Here is a 14,368-nt window from a genome sequence, read left to right on the forward strand (position 1 = left end):
ACAATTCGGTTCATGAGCGACTCCATCAGCGACTCCTTCAGTCCCACCACGCCCGAGGCGCCGCCGCCCGCGCGGCCGCAGGGCCCCGGCGCCGGCCGCGAATTCATCGAGCTGCTGTCCTCGATGCGCTTCGCCATCGCCCTGCTGACGGTGATCTGCATCGCCTCGGTGATCGGCACCGTGGTGCGCCAGCGTGAACCGCTCAACAACTACGTCAACCAGTTCGGGCCCTTCTGGTCCGAGGTCTTCGGCAAGGTGGACCTCTACACGGTCTACAGCGCCTGGTGGTTCCTGCTGATCCTGGGCTTCCTGGTGGTCTCGACCACCCTGTGCATCGCCCGCAACACGCCCAAGATCCTGGCGGACCTGAAGAGCTACAAGGAGCAGGTCCGCGAGCAGTCGCTGCAGGCGCACAAGCACAAGGCGCTGGGGCAGCTGCCGCTGTCGCTGGAGGCCTCGCTGCAGCAGGTCTCGCAATGGCTGGACGGCGGCGGCTGGAAGGCCCGCGCCCAGGTGCGCACCAACGGCATCATGATCGCCGCGCGCAAGGGCGCGGCCAACAAGATCGGCTACCTGGCGGCGCACTCGGCCATCGTGCTGATCTGCCTGGGCGGGCTTTTCGATGGCGACCTGCTGGTCAAGGCCCTCATGTGGGCCCAGGGCAAGAGCGTCTACCAGGGCGGCGGCTTCATCAGCGAGGTACCGGCCCAGCACCGGCTGTCGGACCGCAACCCGAGCTTCCGCGGCACGCTCACCGTCACCGAGGGCTCGCGCAACGGCACGGCCGTGCTGAGCATGACCGACGGCGTGCTGCTGCAGCCCCTGCCCTTCGACGTCGAGCTCAAGAAGTTCAAGGTCGAGTACTACAACACCGGCATGCCCAAGCTCTTCGCGAGCGACGTGCTGATCCATGACCGCGACGGCAAGACCAGCGCCGCCACCATCAAGGTCAACGAGCCCCTGATCCACGAGGGCATCGCCATCTACCAGAGCGACTTCAGCGACGGTGGCTCCCTGCTGAAGCTGCGCGCCATCCCGCTCGACGGCGCCGAGCCCTTCGTCCTTCAGGGTCGCGTGGGCACCAGCACCGAGCTGCAGCAGGGGGCACAGCGCCTGGGGCTGGAGTTCAGCGGCCTTCGGGTGATCAACGTCGAGAACATGGGCGGCAACGCCGGCGCGCCGAACGCCGAGGGCGGCACGGACGTGCGCAAGGTGGACCTGGTCGATTCGCTGCAGGGCCATCTGGGCAGCGGCGCCAAGACACGGACCGAGAAGTCCTTGCAGAACATCGGCCCGTCCTTCAACTACAAGCTGGTGGACGCCAGCGGCCAGCGCCGCGAGTTCAACAACTACATGGCCCCGGTGCTGCTGGACGGCCAGCGCGTCTTCCTGCTGGGCATGCGCGAGTCACTCAACGAGGGCTTCCGCTACCTGCGCGCTCCGGCCGACGAGAACGGCTCGCTGGACGGCTGGCTGCGCCTGCGCCAGGCCCTGCAGAAGCCGGAGCTGCGCGAGCGCGCCGCCAGGCTCTACGCCGAGGCAGCCACGCCTACCGACAAGCCCCAGATGCTGCCCCAGCTGACCGCCACCGCGCAGCGGGCCCTGGGCCTGTTCTCCGGGGCTGACACGGTGCGGCCCGATGACAAGAAGCCCGCCAACGGCTGGGGCGGCCTGATGGCGCTCTCGCAGTTCGTGGACCGCGAGGTGCCCGAGGCCGAGCGCTCGCGGGTCTCCGAGGTGCTGCTGCGCATCCTCAACGGCAGCCTCTATGAGCTGCTCAAGATCAGCCGCGCGCAGGCCCAGCTGCCGCCCCCCGCCAATGACGCCGCGACCCAGGCCTTCATGACGCAGGCGGTGCTGTCCTTGTCCGACGCCGTCTTCTACCCCGCCCCGCTGCTGCTGCAGCTGGAGGACTTCCAGCTGGTCCAGGCCAGCGGCTTCCAGGTCGCCCGTGCGCCGGGCAAGACCCTGGTGTACCTGGGGGCGATCCTGCTGATCATCGGCGTCTTTGCCATGCTCTACATCAAGGAGCGCCGGCTGTGGATCTGGCTCGAGGCCGCCCCCGGCCAGGGCGAGGAGACGCGGGTGCGCATGGCGCTCTCGTCCACCCGCGAGTCGCCCGACACCGCCACCGAATTCGACCGCCTCAAGTCCGAGCTGCTGAAGGACACCGCATGAACACCACCACCGCCCCCCTCATCGTCGGCCGCCGCGGCTGGCTGGCGCAGCGCTCCCCCCTGGACTGGGCCTTCGCAGCCCTCATCATGCTGGGTGGCGGCTTTGCCTTCAGCCGCTATGGCGCCTCGATGGACGGCTACGAAAAGGGCATCCTCACCTTCGCCATGCCGTCCCTGGTGCTGCTGGGCTGGTTCTGGCGTCCCCTGCGCCTGCTGAGCGTGCTGGTGGGCGGCTTCAGCCTGCTGGCCATCAGCCTGTACCAGCGCAAGCTGGATGACTTCGGCGCGGACCTCAGCGCCGTGGACCAGGTCTTCCTGCTCAAGTACATGCTGGCCAGCCAGAGCGCCATCCTGTGGATGAGCCTGCTCTTCTTCCTCAGCACCCTGTTCTACTGGCTGGGCTTCTTCCGGCGGGGCAGCGGCACGGCCGAGCTGATCGGCTCCAAGCTGGCCTGGGGCGGCGTCTTCATGGCCCTGCTGGGCACCATGGTGCGATGGTTCGAGAGCCACCAGATCGGGCCCGACATCGGTCACATCCCGGTCAGCAATCTCTACGAGGTCTTCGTCCTCTTCTCCTGGATGACGGCCGCCTTCTACCTCTACTACGAGGACCGCTACCGCACCCGCGCCCTGGGCGCCTACGTGATGCTGGTGGTGAGCCTGGCGGTGAGCTTCCTGCTCTGGTACACGGTGGCCCGCGAGGCCCACGAGATCCAGCCCCTGGTGCCGGCCCTGCAGAGCTGGTGGATGAAGATCCACGTGCCGGCCAATTTCGTCGGCTACGGCACCTTCGCGCTGGCGGCCATGGTGGCCCTGGCCTACCTGCTCAAGACGGCCTCGCCGCGGGCCCTGCAGATCGGCCTGATCGCCCTGCCCGCCGCGCTGGTGGGCGTGCTGGTGCTGGCACGCGTGGGCATGACGCTGCAGCCCGAGACCCTGGCCGGCCTGGACGGCTGGATCCGCAAGATGGGCGGCGTGCTGGCCTTCTTCGTGGTCTGCGTGCTGCTGCGCGAGCCGCTCACCGCCCGCCTGCCGCCCCTGCAGACCCTCGATGACCTGATGTACAAGGCCATCGCGCTGGGCTTCGCCTTCTTCACCATCGCCACCATCCTGGGCGCCTTCTGGGCAGCCGAGGCCTGGGGCGGCTACTGGAGCTGGGACCCCAAGGAGACCTGGGCGCTGATCGTGTGGCTCAACTACGCCGCCTGGCTGCACATGCGCCTGATGAAGGGCCTGCGTGGGGCGGTGTCGGCCTGGTGGGCCCTGGGCGGCCTGCTGGTCACGACCTTCGCCTTCCTGGGGGTCAATATGTTCCTGAGCGGCCTCCACTCCTACGGCACCTTGTGAGCCCCTGCCCCCGGCCCCGGCAGCTGCTTTCGGGCCTGGGGCTCGCCCTGCTCGCATCGGCCGTGCCGGCGGCCACCGTGCGCATCGCCACCGGCGAGCTGCCGCCTTACGCGACGGCAGAAGCAAACGACTCGGGCACGGCCCTGCAGATCGTGCGCCGCGCCTTCGCGCTGGCCGGCCATGAGGTGCGCTACCAGTTCATGCCCTGGCAACGGGCCCAGAACGAGACCCGCGCCGGGCTCTGGGACGCCTCCGCCTACTGGGGGGCCAACGAGGAGCGGCAGCGCGACTTCCTGCTCAGCAACAACGTGATGAGCGAGCAGTGGGTCTTCGTCCACCGCCGGGACAAGGCCCTGACCTGGCGCAAGCTCGGCGACCTCAAGCCCTACACCCTGGGCGTGATCAAGGGCTATACCTACACGCCCGAGTTCTGGAGCCTGGCCCGCAAGGGCGAGCTCAGAACCGACGGCACGCCGGACGACCTCGCCGGCCTGCGCAAGCTGCTGCTGGGCCGCCTGGACGCCATGCCCATGGAGCGGGGCACTGCCTGCTACCTGCTGCTGAGCCATTTCAGCCCCGAGGAAGCCCGGCAGGTCGACTACCACCCCCGCCTGCTCACCGACAGCTTCACCACCCACGTGATCTTCCCCAAGGGCAGGCCCGCCAGCCCCCAGTTGCTGGAAGACTTCAACCGCGGCCTCAAGCAGCTGCAGGCCAGCGGCGAATACCAGCGCCTGCTGCGCAGCGTCGCCTGCCCGCCGCACTGGCAGGAAAGCCCCGGCCGGCACTGAGCGGGGCAGAAGCCGAGTCCGCACGCGGGCATTGGCACACAGCGTAAGCTTTTCGCACGCGGGACGACCAAGACTCGTCACCGATTCAAAAGGACGCGCTGCCATGCATTTCCACCCCGACCGCGGCCACGGCCGCTCGCTGGCTTCTGAAGTCACGCCCCAGGCCCTCTACGAAGGCCGGCGCGAGTGGCTGCGCCTGATGGCCTCCGGCGTGGCCGGCGCCGCCCTGGCCAGCTGGGCCTCGCGCGAGGCCCTGGCCCAATCCGCCGACAAAGCCCGCCTGACCGCAGCGAAGAGCCGGCTGCCCGGCGCGCAGGTGATGGACAAGCCCACCCGCTACGAAGACGCCACCCGCTACAACAACTTCTACGAGTTCAGCACCGACAAGGCCGAGCCCGCCCAGCTGGCCCACACCCTGCAGACCCGGCCCTGGACCGTCAGCATCGAGGGCGAGGTGGCCAAACCCGGCGTCCACGACATCGACGCCCTGCTCAAGCTGGCGCCCCTGGAGGAACGGCTGTACCGCCTGCGCTGCGTCGAGGGCTGGAGCATGGTGATCCCCTGGATCGGCTATTCCCTGGCCGAGCTGATCCGCAAGGTCGAGCCCACGTCCAAGGCCCGCTACGTCGAGTTCACCAGCCTGGCTGACAAGGCCCAGATGCCAGGCCTGCGCTCCGGCGTGCTGGACTGGCCCTATGTCGAGGGCCTGCGCCTGGACGAGGCCATGCACCCGCTGACCCTGCTCGGCTTCGGCATGTATGGCGAGGTGCTGCCCAAGCAGAACGGTGCGCCCGTGCGCCTGGTCGTGCCATGGAAATACGGCTTCAAGTCCGCCAAGTCCCTGGTGCGCATCCGCTTCGTCGAGAAGCAGCCCGTCAGCTCCTGGACCCGGGCCGCCCAGCAGGAGTACGGCTTCTTCTCCAACGTCAACCCGCAGGTCGACCACCCGCGCTGGAGCCAGGCCAGCGAGCGGCGCATTGGCGAGGACGGCTGGTTCAGCAAGAAGCGGCCCACCCTGATGTTCAACGGCTACGGCGAGCAGGTGGCCTCGATGTACAGCGGCATGGACCTGCGCAAGTTCTTCTGAGGGTCGGCCGTGCCAAGACATTTCCTGCTGCATCCGGCCACCAAGCCCCTTCTGTTCATCACCGGCCTCGGGCCCCTGGCCTGGCTGCTGGCGGCCGCCGTGCAGGACGGGCTGGGCGCCAACCCGGCCGAGGCGATGATCCGCGGCCTGGGCGACTGGAGCTTGCGCCTGCTGTGGCTGACTCTGGCCGTGACACCCCTGCGCGAGGCCCTGGGGCTGCCGGCCCTGGCCCGCTTCCGCCGCATGCTGGGCCTCTTCACCGCCTTCTATGCCAGCCTGCACCTGCTGGCCTATGGCTGGCTGGACATGGGGCTAGACCCGGGCGAGATCGCCCATGACATCGCCAAGAGGCCCTTCATTCTGTTGGGCTTCCTGACCTGGCTGGGCCTGCTGCCACTGGCCGCCACCAGCTTCAACCGGGCCATCAAGGCTCTGGGCGCGGCGCGCTGGCAACGCCTGCATCGCCTGGTCTACGGTCTGGCCCTGCTGGCCCTGCTGCACTTCGTCTGGATGCGCGCGGGCAAGCACAACTTCGCCGAACCGGCGGTCTACGGTCTGCTGCTGGCGGCCCTGCTGGGCTGGCGCGTGGGGCGCCGGTGGCGTCGCCAGACCGCGCTGGCGTGAGGTCCTAGACTCCCGTCAACAAAGGCTGTTGCTCAAAAAAAGGGCGGGGCGGCGATAATCGCGGGTTCGGCCGCTGGCAAGGCGGCTGTCCCCGCCTTGTGGCAACCCCACGCCCCGGCCTCCCAAAGTTCCGCCACCACCCCGCCAAAGAGCGCCCATGAGCTCCAACGCCAACGCGTCCGCTGCCCCCTGCGGTGACCCCGCCGCCGACGGCCACACCGACAGCACGACCGACATCGCCATCCTGGGCGGCGGCCCGGCGGGCTGCTCGGCCGCGTCCTGGCTGGCGCAGCTGGGCCTGCGCGTGGCCGTGGTCGAGCGCCAGAGCCAGCTGTGCGCCTCGCTGCAGGCGCTGCAGTTCCCGCAGGACTGGGTGCTGGGCCATGCGGGCGAGGACCTCGCCGCCCTCGGCCGGCAGTTCGCGCGGCAGCTGCAGGCGCAGACGGGCGTGCAGCTCCTGCTGGACCGCAGCCTGCAGCATGCCGACTGGCAGGCGGGCGCGGGCTGGCGCCTCCAGCTCTCGGACGGCGGCTGCCTCGCGGCCCGCGCCCTGATCCTGGCCACAGGCCTGCGCCCCCTGCGCCCCGAGCCCTTCTTCCCGCCGGGCCGCACGCATGAGCGGGTGCTCGATGCCATCGACCTCACCGCCCGGCGCGAGTCCCTGACGCCGGGCCGCATCCTGCTGCTGGGCGGCGGCGACAACGCGGCCGAGAACGCCCTCTTCCTGCAGGCCCGCGGCCACCAGGTCACGCTGTGGTCGCGCTCGGACTGGCGGGCCCAGCAGATGCTGGTGGACCGCATCCAGGCCCAGCCGTCCATCGTGCAGCGTCCGCGCTGCCCCATGCCTGCCGAGTTGCTGCCGGATGCCTCGGGCGTCACGGTGCGCTCGCGCGAGCACGGCGAGGAGCGCTTCGACCACGTGGCCGCGCTGCTGGGCTACGAGGCCGAGCCTTCGGCCTGGCTGATCATCGGCGACGCCCTGCAGCGGGCCGGCATCACCGCGCCTTCGCATCCCTTCCGCGACGAGCCCCGCTTCGCGCCCCTGGGCCTTTTCGTGGCCGGTGATGCCAGCGGCCGCCAGCATCCCTGCGTGCAGACCGCCCTGGGTGATGGCGTCGTGGCTGCCAAGGCCGCCGAGGCCTTCCTGCGGCCGCTGAAGGAAGGCCAGCCCACGCTGGCCCTGCGGCGCAACAACCGCCAGATCATCCATCTGCAGGGCCTGCGCTTCGGCGCCAACCTGGGCGTGCTGGACTTCGAGCGCGAGGGGCCGCAGCCCATCCAGGTCGACGCCGAGGTCAACCTCGGTGCGCAGATGATCGTCTCGCGCGATGCCGACATCGGCCACGTGCTGGACTACCGCCGCGTGCGCCAGATCATCATCGACGAATGCACGGCCGAGCACACGGACCTGCTGGAGGCCCTGCTGGGCAAGCTCTGCACCCGGCTGATGAAGCTGGCCGGCGTGGTGGGCGTGCGCATCAAGGTGACCAAGCTTGAGATTTTTGAGGATTGCCAGGTGGCGATCAGCGCCGAATGTGGCCAGTGGTGACCCCACGGCCAGGAGTTGACGAGGTTGACATGACGAACGAAACGATGGAACTCGACAGCGCGAGCAGCGCTGATGCCGCCGCCCTGGCTGCGGACAAGAAGCACGCCCACGAGATGAACAAGCTCTCCAAGCGCCTGCACCGCCTGGTGGGCCAGGCCATCGGCGACTTCAACATGATCGAGGACGGCGACAAGGTCATGGTCTGCCTCTCCGGCGGCAAGGACAGCTACGCCCTGCTGGACATCCTGATCAACCTGAAGCAGCGCGCGCCGATCAAGTTCGACATCGTCGCCGTCAACCTGGACCAGAAGCAGCCCGGCTTCCCGGCGGAGGTGCTGCCCACTTACCTCAGCGGAATCGGCGTGGACTTCCATATCGAGACGCAGGACACCTACTCCATCGTCAAGAAGCTGGTGCCCGAGGGCAAGACCACCTGCTCGCTGTGCTCGCGCCTGCGCCGCGGCATCCTGTACCGCGTGGCCAAGGAGCTGGGCGCGACCAAGATCGCCCTGGGCCATCACCGCGATGACATCGTCACCACGCTGATGCTCAACATGTTCTTCGGCAGCCGCATGAAGGGCATGCCCCCGAAGCTGGTCAGCGACGACGGCCAGAACGTGGTGATCCGCCCCCTCGCCTATGTGCGCGAGAGCGACCTCGTCACCTGGGCCGAGCACCGCCAGTTCCCCATCATTCCCTGCAACTTGTGCGGCAGCCAGGAGAACCTGCAGCGCGCCTCGGTGAAGGCCATGCTGCAGGACTGGGACCGGAAGTTCCCGGGCCGGGTCGACAATATGTTCACGGCCATGGGCAATATCGTGACCTCGCACATGATGGACCGGAACCTCTTCCCCTTCCAGACCATCAAGGCCACCGGCGTGCCCGACGCCAACGGCGACATCGCCTTCGACGAGGACGAGAGCTGCGCCGAGCCCAAGCCGGCCACCATCAGCATCGTGCGATGAGCCGCTGCCTGGCCGTGCTGCTGGGCCTGCTGGCGACCCATGCCAGCCAGGGCGCCACGCCGCCGGCGCCCTTCCAGCAGCGCTACGGCGACTGGACTATTGCCTGCGACAACGTCCGCGCCTGCTCGGCACAGGGCTACCGGGTCCTGGGCCCGGACGAGGATGAGGGCCAGAGCGACTCGCAGGTGCAGGCCGGCCTCTGGCTGTCCCGTGACGCCGGCCCGCAAGGCGCCGTGCACCTGCAACTGCACCTCGGCAGTCGGGACGGCCAAGAGGTGCCAGAGGGCAGCCGGGTCGACGTGCGCATCGGTGGGCGCGACTTCAGGCGACTGCCACTGGACGCCGACCTGCCGCCGGCCATCGCCCAGGCCCTGGTCAGGGCCATGGTGGAGGCACCCCGCATGCGACTGTCCGGACGGGGCAGCGAGGCCTCGGTATCCCTGCAAGGCCTCAAGGCCGCGCTGCTGAAGATGGACGACACCCAGGGCCGCGTCGGCACGGTGACGGCCTGGGTGGCCAAGGGGCAGGCCACCGCGGCCCGGGTGCCGCTGGCGCCGCCCCTGCCGGTGCTGGTGCCCGCCGCGATGCCCACCAGGCTGCCCGCCGACGCGGAGCTGGTCTTGAGCCGTCAACTGGTCCGCCACCCGGCCGTGATCCAGGATTGCTACCTGCTTCAGGACGACCCTCCCGAGGCGGACAGGCTGCCGGAGACAGCGATCCACCAGATCCGTCCGAAGGAGTACCTGGTGCTGATGGAGTGCGCCCGTGCGGCCTACCAGACCAGCTACCGGCTCTGGCGTGTGAAGCAGGGCGGCAAGGCGCTCGATGTTGCGCCTGAAGTGCTGCCTGACCTCCAGGAGCCGGCGCTGGACCTGATGAATGCGGAATTCAACGCGGGCAAGCTCAGCACCTGGCACAAGGGTCGCGGCCTGGGTGACTGCGGCGGCAACCGGGAGTGGGTCTGGACCGCCTCCGGCTTTGCGCTGCGCCTGGCCAACGAAGCCCCGGACTGCAATGGCATGGATGGCGGCGGCCCTGGCCTGACGCTATGGCAGGCGGAGGTCCAGCCAGTGCCGAAGCCGGCCAGCCGCCCATGACCTGCCGAACACGCCCGCACCGCAGTCACAAGCCGCAATGAAAACGAGCCCCGCGGGGCTCGTATTTCATGGGACTGTGCCCCGCCTTCAGCGCGGGGGCAGACTCACTCGCTCAGCGGCGAGGTCCAGGCGATGTCGTAGTGGTTCAGCGCCAGGATCTTGGTCTCGACTTCCAGGAAGCGGTTGGCTTCTTCCTGGCCGATGGCCTTGACCATCTTGGGGTGGTACTTGCGCAGCAGCTTCAGCTCGGCCTCGGCCAGGGCCAGGGAGTCCTTGGAGGCCTGCTTGGCCTGGGCGCCGGTCAGCTTGTCGCCCTGGTTCACGGATTCCACGACCATGCGGGTGCGCTGGCGGGCCAGCTCGCCGGCTTCCTTGGAGTAGGCCTCGTAGACGGTGTTGAACTTGGCGGTCTGGGCAGCATCCAGCTTCAGGTTGTGCAGCACCACGGCCTTGCGGTCCGTGCGCAGCTTCTCGCGGACGGCCTGGACGCGCGCGGCATCCGGGCCGGGCGTCGATTCAGCCGCCAGGGTGGGCAGGCTCAGGCACAGGGCCAAGCCCAGCAGGGGCAGCGTACGCAGCAGGGGCTTGCGGACCAACATCAGAACTCTCCTCAACTCAAAACAGAAAAACCCGAGCGAGTGTTTCAGTGGAAACGCTCATCGTCAACATGGTTTTCCTCAGCGCGGCCCCAGGGTGGCGGCCCTGCGACGCAGGCGGCGTCCGGAGCTCGCCCAGCACCTTCACCAAGCTTTGCAATGTGGCTGGGTCATCGCTTGCCCGGCTCCCTAGAATGAAGCCATTCGGCCTGAGCCGAGAGAGGAGCCACCATGGACCGCCGTCACTGGATGTTGGGAGTCACCGCCAGCGCCCTGCTGGGCCTCAGCGCCTGCAGCAGCACCTATGTCGTCAGCGCGGACGTCAGCAGCTTTGGCAGCTGGCCGGAGGGCCGCAAGCCGGCAAGTTATGCCTTCGACCGCCTGCCCTCGCAGCAGCAGGAGTCCGAGCGGCAGGCCGCCCTGGAGGCTGCCGCCGCGGCCGCCCTGGGCAAGGCAGGTTTCAGGCCCGCGACCGATGCCAAGAGTGCCGACGTGCTGGTCTCCATCGGCATGAGTGTCAATGCCAATGACCGCGCGCCCTGGGATGATCCGCTGTGGTGGCGCTGGCACGGCAGCTACGGCGGCTGGCGCTACGGCAGCTACTGGCGCGGCGGCCTGGGCCCCCTGTGGATGGAACCCCGCTACGAACGTGGCGTGGCCCTGCTGCTGCGCGACCGCAGCAGCGGCGAGCCGCTCTATGAGGCCCGCGCCAGCAACGAAGGCATGACCCAGGGTGATTCGCGCCTGCCCGGCGCCCTTTTCGATGCCGCGATGAGCGACTTCCCCAGAACCGAGCCCAAGCCCCACCGCGTCAGCGTCCAGGTCAGCCGCGAGGCCCCCTGAACCCGGGCCGGACCGGGCCCCGCCGACAGCCATAATCGCGGCTTCTTTCCAAGACGCGTCGCGATTTTCGACATGGCACTGAACATCGTCATCATGGCTGCCGGCAAGGGCACCCGCATGAAGTCGGCCCTGCCCAAGGTCCTGCACAAGCTGGCCGGCCGCTCCCTGCTCCAGCACGTGCTGGATTGCACCGAGCCCCTGGCCGCCAGCCAGCGCATCGTCATCACCGGCCACGGTGCGGCCCAGGTGGAATCGGCGGTCGCGGCCAGTGGTGCGGCCTTCGTGCGCCAGGAGCCGCAGCTGGGCACCGGCCACGCCATCCAGCAGACGGTGCCCGTGCTGCCGGAGAGCGGCACCACGCTGATCCTCAATGGTGACGTTCCCCTGATCCGCACCGAGACCGCCCGCCGCCTGGCCGAGGCCTGCGACGGCCGCGCCCTGGTGCTGCTGACCATCGACCTGGCCGACCCCACCGGCTACGGCCGCATCGTGCGCGCGGGCGGCCAGCCCGACGGTGCCGTGCAGGCCATCGTCGAACACAAGGACGCCAGCCCTGAGCAGCGCCTGATCCGCGAGGGCTATACCGGCATGATGGCGGCGCCCACGGCCCTGCTGAAGCGCTGGGTCATGGCCCTGTCCAACAACAATGCCCAGGGCGAGTACTACCTGACCGACATCGTCGCCATGGCCGTGGCCGAAGGCGTGCCGGTGCTGGGCGTCAAGGCACCCAACGAGACCGAGGTCCTGGGCGTCAACAGCCCCCTGCAGCTGGCCGACCTGGAGCGCCGCTACCAGCGCCAGCAGGCTGAAGGCCTGATGGAAGCCGGCGTGCGCCTGGCCGATCCGGCGCGCTTCGACGTGCGCGGCACGTTGCGCTGCGGGCAGGACGTCGAGATCGACGTCAACTGCATCTTCGAAGGCCAGGTCAGCCTGGGCGATGGGGTGCGCATCGGCGCCAATTGCGTGATCCGCAACGCCAGCATCGCGGCCGGCGCCCGCATCCATGAATTCACCCACATCGACGGCGAGTCCGCCGGCGCGAGCGTGGGCGAAGGCGCGCTGATCGGCCCCTTTGCCCGCCTGCGCCCGGGCGCGCAACTGGGCGCCGAGGTGCACATCGGCAATTTCGTCGAGGTCAAGAACTCCACCCTGGCACGCGGCGCCAAGGCCAATCACCTGGCCTACCTGGGCGATGCGACGGTGGGCGAGCGCGTCAACTACGGCGCCGGCTCCATCACCGCCAACTACGACGGCGCCAACAAGCACCGCACCGAGATCGGCAACGACGTGCACGTGGGCTCCAACTGCGTGCTCGTGGCCCCGGTCAAGCTGGGGGCTGGCGCCACCATCGGCGGGGGCTCCACCATCACCAAGGACGTGGCCGAGGGCGAGCTGAGCGTGGCGCGCGGCAAACAGGTGGGCATCAGCGGCTGGCAGCGGCCCGTGAAAAAGCGCTGATCCGGCAACAGTTTGCGTGACAAACTTCATCCGCCTGCCTAGGATGGCGCCATGTCCCCCTCTTCAGGGGGCGCCAAATGCGCCGAGCCTGCCTAGCATTGCGTCAGCAGGTGGAAGAAAGCAGTACCCCATGGCACACACGCATCTTGAGCCTTTGATGACCGAACCGCAGCACGCCGAGGCCGACAGCCTGGCCGAGGCGGAGCGCAGCCAGTTGCTCGCTGGCCTGGATCCCATGCTGGACGCCCAGGCCGAAGCCCTGGCCGACGAGCAGGCCCGGGCCGAGGCCCTGGAGCGCATGGCGCTCTACCATGCCCGCTGCGACGACGCTGCCAAGGCCTGCTGGTATCTCTGCCGCAGTCTGGGCCTGGCGCGCCAGGAACCCGGCGAACCCAATCTGGACCTGCTCTTCGACCTGCTGGGCGCCCTCGCCGACCTGCCGGCCGAGGTGGCAGCTGCCCCGCAACCCGAGACCGTGGGCGATGCCGATGGCCTGGGCGTGTTCGAACTCTGCAACCAGCTGGCCGCGGCCCGCGAACTGACCCAGGAAGCGTGGGAAGAGGCGGAGGCGCAGGCCTTTGTCAGCGCGCCCTGCCCGACCGGCGCTGCGCACGCCCTGCACTGAGCGCTGCAGCTCCGCAGAAAGAAGGCACCGTCAAGCGGTGCCTTTTTTTTCATCAATCCAGGGAATGGCCTTGCCATTCAAGCACTTGGCGTCACTACCGCCAGCTTTTGCACGGACTTGTCCACAGCGGACGGGGACAGCCCCTGGCAGGGGTTCGGCGAAGACAGCGGACCGTCGCCCGGCCTTCAGTGCTGGTGCCGCTGGCGCTCGTGCCCCGCGATCAGGCGGCTGACCCGAGACACCGACAGCCCCAGCTCCTTGGCCAGGCCGGTCATGGACAGGCCGCCCTCGGTGTGGGCGCGGTACAGGGCCTCCTCACGGCTGCCGGCTTCGTGCAGCCAGTCGCGCCAGGGCCGGGATTTCAGTGAAACGCCGCCACGGGCGGACTTGCGCGCAGTGGCCCCCACGCCCTTGAGCTGGCCCTTCAGGCGATCGACAAAGGCGGCGTCGCCCAGGTAGATCTGCTGGCGCAGGTGCTTCCACAGGTCCAGGCCACTGGCCTCGGCGACCAGCTTCTCGTAGCGCTGCGCTGCCTTGCGGCGATCGGCAGCGCCTTGCAGGGGCCGACCCATCACATAGGCATGCAGACCTTGCACATCCAGCCACTCCGGCGCCTCGACCTGCCCGATATGGGCGGCATAGCTGGACCAGGGCCACTGAGCCGGCGAGGCCGCCACGCCGCGGCGCACGCCACCCAGTTCGACATAGCGGCAGGCATCCAGCAGCAGCTGTTCGCGGTCCACCAGCACGGCCTTGAAGCGCCCCTGGAACAGATGCCCCACGGTGCCGTGCCGCCTGTTGCTGCCTTGCGTATAGACGCCGTTGATGTGCCGCATCAGGCGCGAGAGATTGGCCTGGCGGGTGAAGAGCAGGAGCTCGTAGGAGTCGGGCTCCAGGCAGTAGGCCAGCACCTGGGCGTCGAAGCGCTCCATGGCCTGCGCGATCACCGCGAGCAGGGCTCGGCGGTCCGCGTCATCGTGGAACACCACCGCGCCCGCCTCGGCCTTGGAGCTGAGGTGGTAGACGGCGCCCGCAAATTCGATCCGCAGTGGTCTGGCCATGCTGCAACTTAGGCCAGCAGCCCGCAAAACGCAAGTGCCAGGCAAGGCCTGACCCCCATGGAAAGGGGACGCCCCCAGGGAAGCCTGTCTCAGTCATGGGGCCAGGTGTTGCGTCCCCGCCAAGGAGCGGGGCACGCAGGGCCGCTGG

General features: G+C 68.9%; 13 protein-coding genes and 1 pseudogene. 12 read left to right on the forward strand and 2 right to left on the reverse strand.

The features are described from left to right. Positions 1–123 precede the first annotated feature (123 nt). The 9 genes and pseudogenes from O9Y01_RS04500 to O9Y01_RS04540 all read left to right on the forward strand — a co-directional run bounded on the left by O9Y01_RS04500 (position 124) and on the right by O9Y01_RS04540 (position 9,637). Entirely contained in the window at positions 124–2,178 is a 2,055-nt protein-coding gene (locus O9Y01_RS04500) for a cytochrome c biogenesis protein ResB (protein ID WP_269630546.1), read from the forward strand. After that, positions 2,175–3,524 (forward strand): c-type cytochrome biogenesis protein CcsB, encoded by a 1,350-nt coding sequence (gene ccsB / locus O9Y01_RS04505; RefSeq protein ID WP_269630280.1) that lies wholly within the window; start codon positions 2,175–2,177, stop codon positions 3,522–3,524. Before O9Y01_RS04500 ends, ccsB begins: the two co-directional genes overlap by 4 nt. Positions 3,525–3,586: 62 nt before the next feature. Further along, positions 3,587–4,315: a substrate-binding periplasmic protein gene (locus O9Y01_RS04510; protein ID WP_269630281.1), complete on the forward strand. Its 729-nt coding sequence runs from the start codon at positions 3,587–3,589 to the stop codon at positions 4,313–4,315. A gap of 103 nt (positions 4,316–4,418) precedes the next feature. Beyond that, the gene (gene msrP / locus O9Y01_RS04515) at positions 4,419–5,402 is read left to right on the forward strand and encodes a protein-methionine-sulfoxide reductase catalytic subunit MsrP (protein ID WP_269630282.1); all 984 of its coding nucleotides are present in this window, start codon (positions 4,419–4,421) and stop codon (positions 5,400–5,402) included. 9 nt (positions 5,403–5,411) lie between these two features. After that, on the forward strand, positions 5,412–6,026 hold the full coding sequence (locus O9Y01_RS04520; protein WP_269630283.1) for a sulfite oxidase heme-binding subunit YedZ: 615 nt from the start codon (positions 5,412–5,414) through the stop codon (positions 6,024–6,026). Between the two features lie 157 nt (positions 6,027–6,183). Next, positions 6,184–6,801, forward strand: a pseudogene (locus tag O9Y01_RS04525) (FAD-dependent oxidoreductase); the annotation flags it as partial. A gap of 405 nt (positions 6,802–7,206) precedes the next feature. Then, positions 7,207–7,575, forward strand: coding sequence for a dihydroneopterin aldolase (locus O9Y01_RS04530; protein ID WP_269630547.1), 369 nt, complete (start codon positions 7,207–7,209; stop codon positions 7,573–7,575). Between the two features lie 29 nt (positions 7,576–7,604). Then, a complete protein-coding gene (ttcA, locus tag O9Y01_RS04535; RefSeq protein WP_442952708.1) occupies positions 7,605–8,540 on the forward strand; it encodes a tRNA 2-thiocytidine(32) synthetase TtcA in 936 nt (311 codons plus the stop codon). Further along, positions 8,537–9,637: a DUF1176 domain-containing protein gene (locus O9Y01_RS04540; protein WP_269630284.1), complete on the forward strand. Its 1,101-nt coding sequence runs from the start codon at positions 8,537–8,539 to the stop codon at positions 9,635–9,637. The genes ttcA and O9Y01_RS04540 overlap by 4 nt, the downstream gene beginning before the upstream one ends. Before the next feature lie 104 nt (positions 9,638–9,741). On the opposite strand, the gene O9Y01_RS04545 is transcribed toward O9Y01_RS04540, so the two are convergent. Continuing rightward, on the reverse strand, positions 9,742–10,236 hold the full coding sequence (locus O9Y01_RS04545) for a hypothetical protein (RefSeq protein ID WP_269630285.1): 495 nt from the start codon (positions 10,234–10,236) through the stop codon (positions 9,742–9,744). A 228-nt stretch (positions 10,237–10,464) separates the two neighbouring features. Here O9Y01_RS04545 and O9Y01_RS04550 point away from each other — a divergent pair, with 228 nt between their 5' ends. The 3 genes from O9Y01_RS04550 (at position 10,465) to O9Y01_RS04560 (ending at position 13,159) form a co-directional block, all read left to right on the forward strand. Next, positions 10,465–11,076, forward strand: a complete 612-nt coding sequence (locus O9Y01_RS04550) for a DUF4136 domain-containing protein (RefSeq protein WP_269630286.1) — start codon at positions 10,465–10,467, stop codon at positions 11,074–11,076. Positions 11,077–11,148: 72 nt separating this feature from the next. Then, on the forward strand, positions 11,149–12,534 hold the full coding sequence (glmU, locus tag O9Y01_RS04555) for a bifunctional UDP-N-acetylglucosamine diphosphorylase/glucosamine-1-phosphate N-acetyltransferase GlmU (protein WP_269630287.1): 1,386 nt from the start codon (positions 11,149–11,151) through the stop codon (positions 12,532–12,534). Positions 12,535–12,691: 157 nt separating this feature from the next. Next, positions 12,692–13,159, forward strand: coding sequence for a hypothetical protein (locus O9Y01_RS04560; RefSeq protein ID WP_269630288.1), 468 nt, complete (start codon positions 12,692–12,694; stop codon positions 13,157–13,159). A gap of 185 nt (positions 13,160–13,344) precedes the next feature. On the opposite strand, the gene O9Y01_RS04565 is transcribed toward O9Y01_RS04560, so the two are convergent. Next, on the reverse strand, positions 13,345–14,220 hold the full coding sequence (locus O9Y01_RS04565) for a transposase (RefSeq protein ID WP_269630289.1): 876 nt from the start codon (positions 14,218–14,220) through the stop codon (positions 13,345–13,347). Between the last annotated feature and the right edge of the window lie 148 nt (positions 14,221–14,368).

Origin of the sequence: Pelomonas sp. BJYL3 (assembly GCF_027257975.1) — a bacterium.
GTDB classification, from domain to species: Bacteria; Pseudomonadota; Gammaproteobacteria; order Burkholderiales; family Burkholderiaceae_C; genus Roseateles_B; species Roseateles_B flavus.

Coding starts and splice junctions, on each gene's coding strand:
- O9Y01_RS04500 (WP_269630546.1), top strand. CDS start 124: ATGCGCTTCGCCATCGCCCTGCTGACGGTGATCTGCATCGCCTCGGTG.
- ccsB (WP_269630280.1), top strand. CDS start 2,175: ATGAACACCACCACCGCCCCCCTCATCGTCGGCCGCCGCGGCTGGCTG.
- msrP (WP_269630282.1), top strand. CDS start 4,419: ATGCATTTCCACCCCGACCGCGGCCACGGCCGCTCGCTGGCTTCTGAA.
- ttcA (WP_442952708.1), top strand. CDS start 7,605: ATGACGAACGAAACGATGGAACTCGACAGCGCGAGCAGCGCTGATGCC.
- O9Y01_RS04540 (WP_269630284.1), top strand. CDS start 8,537: ATGAGCCGCTGCCTGGCCGTGCTGCTGGGCCTGCTGGCGACCCATGCC.
- O9Y01_RS04545 (WP_269630285.1), bottom strand. CDS start 10,236: ATGTTGGTCCGCAAGCCCCTGCTGCGTACGCTGCCCCTGCTGGGCTTG.
- O9Y01_RS04550 (WP_269630286.1), top strand. CDS start 10,465: ATGGACCGCCGTCACTGGATGTTGGGAGTCACCGCCAGCGCCCTGCTG.
- glmU (WP_269630287.1), top strand. CDS start 11,149: ATGGCACTGAACATCGTCATCATGGCTGCCGGCAAGGGCACCCGCATG.
- O9Y01_RS04560 (WP_269630288.1), top strand. CDS start 12,692: ATGACCGAACCGCAGCACGCCGAGGCCGACAGCCTGGCCGAGGCGGAG.
- O9Y01_RS04565 (WP_269630289.1), bottom strand. CDS start 14,220: ATGGCCAGACCACTGCGGATCGAATTTGCGGGCGCCGTCTACCACCTC.